We start from the raw sequence: 12,284 nt of genomic DNA, 5'->3' as shown, positions 1-12,284 counted from the left end.
TCGCAAACGGCATGACAGGAAATGGCACCCCTACCCTTTACCTTCCGGATGTCGATAGAAGGAGGAAGGACTGATGTTCACCCACCATGCCCAAATTCGTTGCCAACAAAGAGGAATCAGGGGCGAGGTCATAGACGCTATTCTCGCCTACGGATGCCGCCGCCGTCGCCATGGCGCGGATGTCTATTTCATGGACCACAAGGCGAAGGCGCATGCTAAGGCGGAGCTGGGGTGCCAGTACGCGAAGGTCTCAGATCGTCTCGACACGTATCTCGTGATGAGCGACGGCGGGGAAATGATCACTGCCGCAAAAAGGCTCGGGCGACTCAAATTCTAGGCAATTGAAATTCCGGACGGCAGGTCTGTGACTTTGGGGGTCTTACCGTGTACAATATAAATTTTCCTGCAGTTGGGGCTATAGCATCCGCTTTAGCGTGCGTCCTTTCGCTGATTGGCCTCTTCTATCTCAGCACCAGGATCAATCGCCTGAAAAGCTTCGCTCTGGACCCGAGCCAATTTGAGCTAGGAATTCAAAAGCTGGAAGCAGTATTCCGTGAGGACAGCCGCAATGGCCGGGAGGAACTCAACCAGTTCCTGGTTCGGCTGCTCCAGGCAATTGAAAGCCGCCTGGCAACCCTGGGAACCCAGCAAAATGAGCAACTCGGCGCGATGCGAAAGGAAGCGAGCGATGGGCGGGCGGCGTTGGAGACCGGGCTGAAGCATAGCACCGAAGCATTTTCAGACGTGCAGGCGAGGCGCCTCGGCGAGACAAACCAGGCCATGAAAGAACTGGCCGACCGGCTAGAAAAGGCGCACATCGAAGCTCGGAGGGATCAAAAAGATGGCCTGGTGGTAATCGCCACGCAAATCAAGTCGCTCACAGAGTCGAACGAGAAGAAGCAGGACTCAATCCGCGAGGCGCTCAATTTAAACCTGGAGCATTTGCGGAGGGAGAACGAAGCAAAGCTCGAGCAGATGCGTCTAACGGTTGACGAAAAGTTGCAAGGCACACTTGAGAGCCGCCTCGGCGAATCGTTCAAGATCGTCAGCGACCGGCTGGAACTGGTCCATAAAGGCCTGGGGGAAATGCAGAGCCTGGCAACGGGTGTGGGTGATCTGAAGCGGGTCCTCACCAACGTAAAATCCCGTGGCGGATGGGGTGAGATGCAGCTGGAAATGGTCCTGCAGGATCTGTTGACCGTCGATCAGTACGCGAAAAATGTGCGCATCAACCCAGACTCGAACGAAGTTGTCGAATTCGCAATCCGGCTCCCGGGTAAGAACGATGATGTTCCAGTCTTCCTGCCAATCGATGCAAAGTTCCCGCAGGAAGATTATGAGCGGCTCCTAATTGCGCAAGATGCAGGATCGTCGGCCGAAATAGAGGCGGCCGGCTTAGGGCTCGAGCGCGCCATTCGACTGCAGGCCAAAACGATTTCGGACAAGTATGTGCATCCGCCGCATTCGACGGATTTCGCAATCATGTATCTTCCAACGGAAGGGCTTTTCGCGGAGGCGATTCGGCGCCCCGGTCTCGGCGGAGACATCCAAAGCAAATACCGCGTGGTTCTAACCGGTCCCACTACATTCGCCGCGCTACTGACCAGCCTGCAAATGGGCTTTCGCACACTGGCAATTGAGAAGCGGTCGAGCGAAGTTTGGCAGGTGCTTAGCGCCGCCAAGGCTGAATTCCGCAAGTACGGCGAAGTCTGGAGCAAGCTTGGGAAACAGCTCGATACTGCCAAGAGGACGGTTGACGACGCCGGCCGTCGCACAAGGGCATTGGAGCGCAAGCTTCGCGATGTCGAGACACTGGAACTGCCCGATTTCAACACAGAGTTTTCTGAGGGGGCAGACGAAGAACAAGAGGAAGAACTGCTAGAAGAAACGGCCTGAGCACCGACCTCTTGCCCGAGATGATCGTCTCTCTTGCCGAGCAGCCGAAGGAGGCGAGTGCGGCGACCGACGCCAACGAAAACTGACCGCCTGGACGACTGTGACAAGGCGCTCATCGGCAAAGAGGCAATAATTCAATGCAAAAATCCAGGATCTCCTGAGATTATGCCGCCATCTATTTTCTGTCGTTTTTTATTACCGCATCGTTGTCGCAATAGAACTTGTACAGGGCAGACGCGACTTCCAGAGCCTCCTTTATTTTTTGTTCATCTAGTTGGGTAAAGGTCGGCCCGGGAGCGGAAATCGGCACCGTAATCACCTTGGTTGCTCCCAACATGACAATAGCTGGTTTTCTCGATGTCGCCTGCGCCAGGGAACCAAGATCCATATTGTCACGGGGCATCGCCGAAGCTCCCGGCCAAAACGACAGATCAACCGTTCCCTTGTTAATCTTCCAATCTATCGTAATTTTCGGCGGCAGATCGGCTTTGAAAATGACCCAGTTCGATCTGGCCCCTTTGGAGCCCGGCGATTTCATAGCCAATTCTGGGTGCTCCTTGCTCGCGGTCTCATAGATGCGTTTCCAGAGCGCGGTCGTGTCGTCCGACAATTGGAGGTCGGTCGAGGAGCCGACCTTCGGCTTGATCCATACGTGAATTACATACCCATCAGGCCCGTCCTGGACAGCCGAGAGAAAACTTGGCTCAGCGAGCGCGTGACCGATACACCCCGGGTCCATCCGCCTCCGATCCCCATTGAAATCGATGAAAACTGGAATCCTTTCAGAACCGAGGTGCCAAGAGATGTTGAAAAGCATTTGCTCAAAGAACTGCTGGCGCTGCGGATCCGGAGTGCGTGTCGTCCTTTCAAAGGAATCCGCTGCAAAGGTGTCGGCGTTTTGAACAAATACATCTGTCCCCTTGGTCCAGGGATCGTAATCCAACGGAAGGAATGTCCATTCCGGCACGTTATCCTCCATGGACGCAATCGAGCCCTATCAGAGAGGGACATAAGTCCTCTTCCAACGAGAGTATGGGGTTCCGTTGGGCACTATGTCATTACGCCACCAAAACCCCCTAGCCTCATCGATCCAGATTGGCTGACCTTCGCTGCGTAGCCGATCTATCGCCGAACGCACTGGCTTTTCGCCAGCGTCGAGCAAAGACATCAACGTCTCTACCGTAACCGGCCCCCGGGCCTTAAGAGATTCCAGTACCCGCGGCTTGAGTTCACTACGATCCTGTTGCCCGGCCACCGTCTCTTGTTGCCGCCGCGCGATAGTAACGTGGCTAACATAACCGTGGGGTCCATCAACCGGCGGAGCGAGTAAAGCGGGCGCCGCAAGTGCATGACCAATACAACCTTTATCCATACGCCTCTTATCACCGTTGAAATCGATGAATACCGGGATGGACTCCGATCCCAAATGCCACGCGATGGTTCGCAGTTTTTCCTCAAAGAACCTTTGGCGACGTTGATCGGCGGCGCGGCTGATTTTCCCAAATGATTTTGCGCTGAAAGTGCTAGCACTTTTCACGAAAACCTCTGTGCCGGTTTCCTGCAAATCCCGATAGAGTGGCTCATAATCCAAAGAGATAAGCGTCCATTCTGGCATTCGCTTCACCGCCAACCACTAAATGATCTCGCGTCCTGTTGGCAAAGACCTAGCTTTCTGCATTAGCCAACCGCCAAGCCGCTCGGATGAACGGCTTGACGTATTCAGCATCTTCCTCGCCAGCGATCCGAAACTCGTCTTTCACTGCCCAACCATAGCTATCGGGGATTCTGTGAATTGCCCCTCGTGGATCCGCCAGTCCCGTGTCTATCAATCGAACCAAAATCGCGCTCCGCTGAACCTTGATCTCTAGGAAGCATCTCCTGGATCCGGGAATCTTGTACGCAAGCCGCTGCGCCGGGGTCACGGCCTCGCTTTCAAGGAGGCGATTATCTATCTCGAGAATATCCTGCCGCAGTGACCGGAGGATTGGTTGCCGTTGCGCGTCTGTATAAGCGACATGATCCTCGAACAAAGCCGACGATTTGCCATCTACCTTCCCGTCCGATGGCATCAGAGGATTGATTGCCACATGGGTCAGGTAACCCTCAGGCCCGTTCCGGAGAGGGATCAAAAATGAAGAGGCAAGCGCATTGCCGATACACTCCCAGTCCATCCGCCTTTTTTCGCCGTTGAAATCCACAAAGACGGGCACATGATCAGTTCCCAAATGCCATGCGATCGCAGCTAGCATCTGTTGAAAGAAGTACCCACGCTGTTGGTCGGACGCGCGGGAGACTTTAATGGAATTTGCGGATACCGTATCGTCGCTCTCGACAAAGACTTCCTTTCCTCTACCCCATCTCTCATAGTCCAGGGCAACGAAGGTCCACAGTGGCATAGGAACACCCCCTCCCCGCCAACGCCGATAAGCCGAGGGAAATCATATCATACTATTGACGTCGAATGGGTCAAATCGGCAACTTCACTTTGTTCTGAAGGGTTATCCCTGTTGGAAGATCAATGACAATGGCCTTGGAGGCCCTGCTCCGAAGGGAGTCCGTGACATCGCTACTTACCAAACGAGGGGCGGTCTTTGATGACCCAAGCCGATGACATTCGGGAATTCGCGCTTCGAGAGTACTTCTCGAAGGCCCGTGCAAACCCCGAACAGACGTTGACAATACGTGCCGGTGATGTCCACCGCGATATGCGCCTCGACAATGCCTATCCTGCAGTATGCAGTGTGCTTGGCGGCAACAAGCTTCTTGACGCATCGGGCTCACAACTTCTCAAAACAGTCGGACCAAGCAACGGATCCACGACGGAATTCTTCTACGAGTTCCTTCCTGTTCGTCTTGACGTTGGTGTAGCAGAGACCGCTCTAAGAGAGCGCTACGGGTCGCCAATACAGGTGACCGACAAAATGGTTGCTTTCTCCTTGCGAGACGGCCGGTCTATCGCCCTGCAGAAGGACATTGAAAAGGTCCAGATCTGGATCGAGCAGAGTGATGGGCAGCTCGACCCTCCAGTCGCCGAGTTGCAAAACTATCCTGCTGAAAAAGGAAGACACTCCAACCTACCTCCCAGGCTGAAGCACAATCCGTCAGATGAGTATCGACGACAGGGTTTTCCGAAGGCAGTTGTTAGCGTCAGAATCAATGACGTCCTACAGCTGCAGCAGTTTCTCGACTGGTATGAGAGCGGCATCGTACCTGTCGATTGGGATGACGGTCAAAAGGGAAAGAATGATGAGACGATGAACGCCGGGGCTCCCACCAATCTTATTCTCTATGGCCCACCAGGGACCGGCAAGACTTTCGAAACGGCAAATGCTGCTGTCAACCTATGCGACGGTACCCTTCCGCAGGGCCGAGATGGCGTCATGAGGAGGTATCGGGAACTTGTCGAGCGAGGTCGCATCGCGTTCGTCACATTTCACCAATCATATTCGTACGAGGATTTTGTCGAAGGGCTTCGTCCTGAAACACCGTCGATTGACGGAGCGGAGGATAGGCCGACGTCGAGTGTTGGTTTTGGACTCAAAGTCCATCCAGGAATCTTCAGGCGCATCGCCGAACTGGCAGGAGAAAACCGCGGTCGGTCCTCTAACCCCCCAACCCTAGATAGCTCCACGAAGGTCTTCAAGATGGCACTTGGCCGAAACTGGAGCGAAGAAGGCGAACTATATCTGCAGGACGGTCTTGATGGCGGCTTTGTCGCACTTGGCTGGGGAGGAGATATCGACTGGGCTGGCCCAGAATATGACTCCTTTGAGGCCATCAAGAATCGGTGGCAACGCGACCATCCGGAAGCAACCGGCAAAGATCCCAACATAGAACAGCTGAACGCTTTGCGCCGATTGATGCGAGAGGGTGATCTAGTCGTCGCCTCCGACGGTGCCAACAAGTTTCGGGCAATCGCACAAGTTACCGGGCCTTACTACTTTGATAAGAACGCTGACTACCATCCACATCGCCGCAAAGTCCGATGGCTGTGGCATGGGTCCGAAAGCCAACAGCGGGATCTGATCTATCGAAAGATGTTTCGACGTCAGTCGCTTTATCAGTTGGACTCAGAGGCGATCCGTTGGCCCGCGCTCGAGCAGCTGGCAGCGAGCAGCGGAGATCGTGTGTCAGTCAACGCACCGGAACCCTACGTCTTGGTGATTGACGAGATTAATCGAGCTAACATCTCGAAGGTTTTCGGCGAGCTAATCACCCTTATTGAACCAGACAAGCGCGTTGGGGCGAATAATGAGCTCAAAGTCACGCTACCCTATTCAGGAAAGAGTTTCGGAGTTCCGATTAATCTGCATATCGTTGGAACCATGAACACTGCAGATCGATCGATCGCCCTGTTGGATACGGCACTGAGGCGGCGTTTCCAATTTCGCGAAATGATGCCTGACCCCAGACTACTGCCCACAAACATCGACGGGATAAACGTCAGTGCCGTCCTGTCCAATTTGAACGAAAGAATTGAGAGCCTTTTTGATCGTGAGCATCAAATCGGACATGCTTATTTCATGGGTTGTCGGTCCAAAGCGGAACTCGATGACGTAATGCGAACCAAAATCATCCCACTATTGAGCGAATATTTCTATGAGGATTGGGAGAAGATCCGTCTCGCCCTGGCTGACACCGCCGATGACGGCGGTTTCATCAGACGCCGAAAACTAGCTCCAATTAGCGGCACCAACGGCGATTTCAGCAATGACCGGTGGCGATACACGCTACAGCCCGCATTTGATTTGGCGGCATACAGACAGCTCGAGGCATGATCAAACGAACCATCCGCGAATGGGGATACCTCCCAATCGACCGACCTGGTGAGGGAGAGTTCACTCGCGCAATTGCCGATCGGCTTTTGGAACTCAGTCGGACTAACCCATTTGGCGGTGAAGATGGCGAATGCATCCTGATTAATCAACCTCACCGGCTGCGAGCGCAACAGGTCGTCGGCGTGTTGGCCGCCCCAGGGGTCGCATTAGAGATTCTCCCCAAGATAGATGGCGCCGACAACGATGGCGCTACGCGTCGCAGCCTCGTTCATATGCTTGCGTCTGTCATCGATCTCGAAATTTCGGACGGCGCCATAACAGATCTTGATTGGCAGAACGACGATTTGCTCGAGATTCTTATCCGCCTCTTCTGCGATCAGCTGTTCAAAGCGCTGCATCGCGGTATGCCTAGACAATATATCGAACACGAAGATGATCTGGCAGCTATTCGTGGTCGGCTCGTCCTCAAGCGGCAGTTCACAACGTTGTCAGTGACTCCACAGAGGCTTGCTTGTCGGTTCGACGAATTGAGTCCCGATATCGCTCTTAACAGGATAATGAAAGCTGCGGTCTCGCGTCTCTTTAGCATCGCGAGATCGCCCCTCAATCAACGGCGATTGGCGGAGCTTGCCTTTGCATTTTCAGAAATCTCTACGGTGGCCGTGGCCCAATTGCCTTGGGATCGTGTGGCGATAGACAGGACAAACCGCGCCTGGGCGCAGCCACTAGAATTAGCCAAGCTGCTCCTTGGTCGACGTTACCAGAATACCAGCAGCGGAGAGGGCCGAGGCTTTTCTCTCCTCTTTGAAATGCATACTCTTTTCGAGGAGTTCGTCGGTCGTAAGATCAGGCAGGCGCTTACAAAAACGAAGTATGCCGTCTATTTGCAAAGCCCAACAGATCACGCGTTGATCGACTACCGCACAGGCAAGCGCTCGTTTTTGACACGCCCTGACATAGTGGTCTCCCGCGACGGTAGCCCCGTGCTTATTATCGACACGAAATGGAAGAGATTGAGCAGCGAGATTGATGATCAGAAGCACGGCGTGAGCCAAGCGGATGTTTATCAGCTGATGGCTTACGCTCATGTCTATCGGTGCGAACGTCTGATGCTGCTTTATCCCCATCACAATATGCTGGGCCGACACGCAGGCTTGATCGCCACACATCGCATAGCTGGTACACTTGATACTCGGCTCGGATTCGCAACGCTCTCTCTATCCCAGCCTCGATCGGCGGCGGAGCAATGTCATCGATTGATCTTTGATGAGGCGGGCGCTGTGAACTTGCCCCATTTCCTTGCTGCATGAGCCCCTGAGCACACCACTCCTTCAGTCGGCGCCAGCCGGAACGATCACCATCCCAGGTACATCCTATGGTCGTCGCATGCCGCGGTTTGCCTCGATCGCTTCTGCCACCTCCCTTCGAAGGTAGAATTCCTGAAGCCTAATGAGCGCCTCTAGAAAATGACGTACGTGGGGTTCGACTTGGTCGAAGTCAGAGGTTGGATCGACATGTGCGACAGGAATTTCAACGCCGGCATAACTCTTCGCAATTGTCGTCCGCCAACCCTGATCGATGAGTTCACGAAGGGCGCTTTCGGCACCAATCGGATTTTTCGTGTCGACCCGCAACTCGGCCGTTCCCATCTTTGCTTTCAGAAGGAGCTTGTCGCCACGTCTGGGCAATGCATGCGGAAGATGAATGATGGAATCGTCGTGCCCCGCCTTGTCGACCCATGCCATCCTTAATCCTGGGAACTCCGAATTTGCGATCTTGTACACGCCTTGGTGGAACGCCGTCATACGCGTGTCGCGCTTCTTCACGTAGCCGGCGTGAGAGTCCGAGATCGCTTCGCGCAATATGTGAATTTTGAACGCGTGCCGATCTCTGTTGTGACCTTCAAGCCAATCGGCAATCCATTCGTATGACAGACACCCGTCTAGAAGCTCCCTTTCCTTTAAGGGCAACAAGTCGATGTATCTTTGAGGTGCCGCGAGAACGACGAGAAATTTGTCCCAGAGGGATTTCGCGATACCCTCTTCACCACGCAGCCGGTATCTTTCAAATTGGCGGATCATCCTGGTCGCGCGGATCTTGTTTTCGATCAGGACCGCCAGGCTCGTACTTTGGTTTGCGAATACGATCTCCACATCCGTTTCTCCGAGAGAGCTTTCATGAACACTTCGCCGTACAGATCGGACTGGATAAGTGACGTTCAACCCGAGATGGTGAGCCAACCCTGCGATGAACTCGGGCTCAGTACCCGCCAGCTCACATAGGACGAGGTCGGTCATAATCTCCTCCACTCGGTTCAATGTTCGACTGCTCACATAAACACTAGGCATGTCCCCTCCCCAGCCTTGGGGGTTGCAGCAAGCCCAATTCGGTCCAAGAAATTCTTCTTTGGCATCGTGCCCCACCCTGTCCCCAACAATTTCACGATAACGGACGGCTACAACATGTCTACAATTGTCCATGTTCCGGGCAGTCATATGATGGCGCCAAATGTCCAAAAGGACATTTGGTTTTTTTGCTTTATTGGTGCAAAACCACAGCGCCCCGACACGGCCTGCGAGCATGGGCCGGTGCATCATGCTCTGGATGGCTTCGTTTGGGGATAGGTTAAATGTTTCAAGCACTTGGGGGTTCGCCCGCCATCATCGAAATCGCCAAAGCGATTTGCCACCAATCCTGGCGGTCGCTCTTGCATGGCTAGTCGGCAATCGCCTCACAGCGAGCTGGAATTTGCGTCAGAAGCAGCGTGAACAGGCACAAGCGCGGACTGACGATTTCTTCCGAATTTATGGCGAGTTTTTTCGACGTGGAAGGCGTGGAATTTCTTACTCAGCAATAAAGGAGAGGACTTCACGTCGCAAAGGCTAGAACTCTTTAAGAAATCCGCTGCATCGGAAGGCGCCATGGAATCGCTCTTCGTTAAGCTATGTGCAGAGCTGGTCTTGAATGAGTCGCAGCTCTCTGGCCTTGGGTGCTTTCGTCAAGCCTATCAAAGTCTCCGACAGGTGGCCTGCTGCCGGTTTCGTGGACACCGAGATAAGGTGTTTAACGGAACTGGAGAGTTGGAATGCAAAGAAGGAAGTTCAGCCGCGAGTTCAAGCTTGAGGCGGTGAGATTGATCAAGGATCGGGGCGTTGCGGTGGCCCAGGCTGCCCGCGACCTCGATCTCCACGAGAATGTGCTGCGCAAATGGGTGCGCGAGCTGTCGACCGATCCGCAGCATGCGTTTCCCGGTCATGGGCAAATGAAGCCGGAGCAGCAGGAGATCGACCGGCTACGCAAGGAAGTGGCGAAGCTGGAGGCGGAGCGCGACATCCTAAAAAACTGTCACGGGCCATGGCCCGCCTGTGCGCGGTAGAAACAGCCCATGCTATTCTCGGACCTCGGAGGGTAGCGGCCGTCAGCTTATTGGAGGCACAGTCCCCGTTAAAAAACGTGGTCCATGGGTGCATGCGAACTTGAGAGTGGTGACGCCGTTCCTGCGGTGATCCCGATTAGGAAGATGAAGATTTAGCATGGCCCAGACCCTCCTGCCGACAATCGTATGGAGGATTTGCTATGCCCAAAAGGAAGACCGGTGACCGCCCGGAATTGAAGCCGGTCAATGCTGGTGCCGCTGGCATCGACATCGGATCAAAAATGCACATGGCAGCGGTCGACCCGGGCTGCACTGATACGCCAGTGCGAGCGTTTGGCACATTCACGCAAGACCTGCATGATCTGGCGGACTGGTTCAAAGCGTGCGGCGTGACCAGTGTCGCGATGGAATCCACCGGGGTCTATTGGATCCCGGCCTATGAGATTCTTGAGCAGCACGGGTTCGAGGTCATTCTGGTCAATGCGCGTTACGCCAAGAATGTGCCTGGGCGCAAAACAGATGTCAGCGATGCCGCGTGGCTCCGCCAGCTCCATTCCTACGGATTGTTACGCGGGAGTTTCCGTCCTGATGCCGAGATCGCAACTCTGCGCGCCTATCTGCGTCAGCGAGAGCGGCTAGTGGAATACGCAGCCGCCCATATCCAGCACATGCAGAAGGCCCTGATGGAGATGAATCTGCAACTTCACCACGTTGTCTCCGACATCACCGGCGCGACCGGTATGCGGATCATCCGGGCGATTGTAGCGGGCGAGCGCAATCCCGATGTATTGGCGACCTACCGCGATGTGCGCTGCCATTCCTCTATCGAGACGATCCGCGCTGCACTGGTGGGCAACGACCGGGACGAACATGTCTTCGCCCTGACCCAGTCGCTGGAGCTTTACGACACCTATCAGGCCAAGATGCTCGACTGCGATCGCAAGCTGGAATCCTTGATAGCGGCGCTGACTGACAAAGGGACCAAGCCGGTCGGCAAGCTCTCCAGGCCGCGGGTGAAGACCAAGCAGGTCAATACACCATCGTTCGATGTGAGGACCGCTCTATACGGCGTGCTTGGCGTTGATCTGACCGAGATCCATGGATTGGGTCCGTCACTCGCGTTGAAGCTTATCGGCGAGTGCGGCACGGATCTGAGAGCTTGGCCGAGCGCCAAGCACTTTACCTCCTGGCTGTGTCTCGCGCCGGGGAACAAAATCTCCGGCGGCAAGGTGCTCTCTTCACGCACGCGGAGATCATCCAGCCGGGCAGCAGCGCTGTTGCGGTTGGCGGCCACGACTATCGGGCGGAGCGATACGGCGCTCGGAGCATTCTATCGTCGGCTGTCCTCTCGTGCGGGCAAGGCGAAGGCCGTGACGGCGACCGCCCGCAAAATTGCGGTCCTGTTCTACAACACCCTCAGGCACGGCATGACCTACAGGGATCCGGGCGCCGATCACTATGAGGAACAATATCGCAGCCGTGTCCTCGCCAATCTGAAGCGGCGCGCCAAATCGCTGGGCTTCGTTTTGCAAGCTGTTCCATGCGACACTGAGGCGGCTGTTTCTTAGGAAGGCCGCAGCCTACTTCGCGAGGGAAGTGACGTGAAGTTCGCTTTCATCGCGAGGCACCGGAACATCTGGCCGGTGGCATGGCTTTGCAGTGCGCTGGATGTGTCCCGCTCAGGCTTCCATGCCTGGCTCGACCGCAGCCCCAGCGCTCGCTCCCGGGATGACGAAATCCTCGTTTCCAGGATCGACCGTAGCTTCAAGAGCAGCGACCGCACCTATGGCGCCCGTCGCGTCTGGCACGACGTGCTGGCTGAGGGGCTGTCCTGCGGCCTGCATCGCATCGAGAGGCTTATGCGGGAGAACGGTCTGCGTGCCAGGCCTCGGCGCCGCGGACTGCCGAAGGATATGGGCGAGCGAGCGGTTGTGTCGGACAACCTCCTTGACCGCGCCTTCGAGGCCTCGGCGCCGAACCAGAAATGGGTCGCCGACTTCACCTATATCTGGACCGCCGAAGGATGGCTCTACGTTGCCGCCGTGGTCGACCTGTTCTCCCGGCGGGTCGTCGGCTGGGCGATGAAGGCCGAGATGACAGCACAGCTCGTCACCGACGCCCTCATGATGGCGATCTGGCGCCGGGGCAAGCCCGACAGCCTGCTGCATCATTCCGACCAGGGATCGCAAGGCGGATTCAAGCGGTCGTCGCAACACCTGAACGAAGGAGGTTGC

9 protein-coding genes and 2 pseudogenes are annotated in these 12,284 nt (G+C 55.4%); 7 read left to right on the top strand and 4 right to left on the bottom strand.

The window, feature by feature from the left end:
- The first annotated feature begins 73 nt into the window (after positions 1-73).
- On the top strand, positions 74-337 hold the full coding sequence (locus ACVWWD_RS19220; protein ID WP_457103265.1) for a hypothetical protein: 264 nt from the start codon (positions 74-76) through the stop codon (positions 335-337).
- Positions 338-384: 47 nt separating this feature from the next.
- Positions 385-1,896 (top strand): DNA recombination protein RmuC, encoded by a 1,512-nt coding sequence (locus ACVWWD_RS19215; RefSeq protein WP_457103264.1) that lies wholly within the window; start codon positions 385-387, stop codon positions 1,894-1,896.
- A 175-nt stretch (positions 1,897-2,071) separates the two neighbouring features.
- Here the strand turns inward: ACVWWD_RS19215 and ACVWWD_RS19210 are convergent, their stop codons facing one another.
- From ACVWWD_RS19210 to ACVWWD_RS19200, 3 genes are read right to left on the bottom strand one after another with little or no spacing between them, the layout of a single operon-like run.
- Positions 2,072-2,863 carry a hypothetical protein gene (locus ACVWWD_RS19210; protein WP_457103263.1) on the bottom strand — a complete coding sequence of 264 codons (792 nt, stop codon included), beginning with the start codon at positions 2,861-2,863 and terminating at the stop codon, positions 2,072-2,074.
- 30 nt (positions 2,864-2,893) lie between these two features.
- Positions 2,894-3,511: a hypothetical protein gene (locus ACVWWD_RS19205; RefSeq protein WP_457103262.1), complete on the bottom strand. Its 618-nt coding sequence runs from the start codon at positions 3,509-3,511 to the stop codon at positions 2,894-2,896.
- A gap of 49 nt (positions 3,512-3,560) precedes the next feature.
- Positions 3,561-4,292: a hypothetical protein gene (locus ACVWWD_RS19200; RefSeq protein WP_457103261.1), complete on the bottom strand. Its 732-nt coding sequence runs from the start codon at positions 4,290-4,292 to the stop codon at positions 3,561-3,563.
- Positions 4,293-4,490: 198 nt separating this feature from the next.
- On the opposite strand from ACVWWD_RS19200, the gene ACVWWD_RS19195 reads away from it, so the two are divergent.
- Complete coding sequence (locus tag ACVWWD_RS19195; RefSeq protein WP_457103260.1) at positions 4,491-6,674, top strand: AAA family ATPase; 2,184 nt, start codon at positions 4,491-4,493, stop codon at positions 6,672-6,674.
- Positions 6,671-7,984 carry an McrC family protein gene (locus tag ACVWWD_RS19190; RefSeq protein WP_457103259.1) on the top strand — a complete coding sequence of 438 codons (1,314 nt, stop codon included), beginning with the start codon at positions 6,671-6,673 and terminating at the stop codon, positions 7,982-7,984. Before ACVWWD_RS19195 ends, ACVWWD_RS19190 begins: the two co-directional genes overlap by 4 nt.
- Positions 7,985-8,047: 63 nt before the next feature.
- Here the strand turns inward: ACVWWD_RS19190 and ACVWWD_RS19185 are convergent, their stop codons facing one another.
- Positions 8,048-8,971 (bottom strand): PD-(D/E)XK nuclease family protein, encoded by a 924-nt coding sequence (locus tag ACVWWD_RS19185; protein WP_457103258.1) that lies wholly within the window; start codon positions 8,969-8,971, stop codon positions 8,048-8,050.
- Positions 8,972-9,759: 788 nt separating this feature from the next.
- On the opposite strand from ACVWWD_RS19185, the pseudogene ACVWWD_RS19180 reads away from it, so the two are divergent.
- From ACVWWD_RS19180 to ACVWWD_RS19170, 3 genes and pseudogenes are all read left to right on the top strand, one after another.
- Positions 9,760-10,014, top strand: a pseudogene (locus tag ACVWWD_RS19180) (transposase); the annotation flags it as partial.
- Between the two features lie 236 nt (positions 10,015-10,250).
- Positions 10,251-11,618, top strand: coding sequence for an IS110 family RNA-guided transposase (locus tag ACVWWD_RS19175; RefSeq protein WP_352662903.1), 1,368 nt, complete (start codon positions 10,251-10,253; stop codon positions 11,616-11,618).
- A pseudogene (locus ACVWWD_RS19170) lies at positions 11,619-12,281 on the top strand (IS3 family transposase); the annotation flags it as partial.
- Positions 12,282-12,284 lie beyond the last annotated feature (3 nt).

This window comes from Mesorhizobium sp. URHB0026 (assembly GCF_054059755.1).
The sequence above is the reverse complement of the archived record's forward strand: the minus strand, read 5'-3'. Positions and strand labels throughout refer to the sequence as shown.

Bases quoted from the DNA above. Each gene is read 5' to 3' on its own strand.
- ACVWWD_RS19220 (WP_457103265.1), top strand. From the start codon at position 74: ATGTTCACCCACCATGCCCAAATTCGTTGCCAACAAAGAGGAATCAGG.
- ACVWWD_RS19205 (WP_457103262.1), bottom strand. From the start codon at position 3,511: ATGCCAGAATGGACGCTTATCTCTTTGGATTATGAGCCACTCTATCGG.
- ACVWWD_RS19200 (WP_457103261.1), bottom strand. From the start codon at position 4,292: ATGCCACTGTGGACCTTCGTTGCCCTGGACTATGAGAGATGGGGTAGA.
- ACVWWD_RS19195 (WP_457103260.1), top strand. From the start codon at position 4,491: ATGACCCAAGCCGATGACATTCGGGAATTCGCGCTTCGAGAGTACTTC.
- ACVWWD_RS19190 (WP_457103259.1), top strand. From the start codon at position 6,671: ATGATCAAACGAACCATCCGCGAATGGGGATACCTCCCAATCGACCGA.
- ACVWWD_RS19185 (WP_457103258.1), bottom strand. From the start codon at position 8,971: ATGACCGACCTCGTCCTATGTGAGCTGGCGGGTACTGAGCCCGAGTTC.
- ACVWWD_RS19175 (WP_352662903.1), top strand. From the start codon at position 10,251: ATGCCCAAAAGGAAGACCGGTGACCGCCCGGAATTGAAGCCGGTCAAT.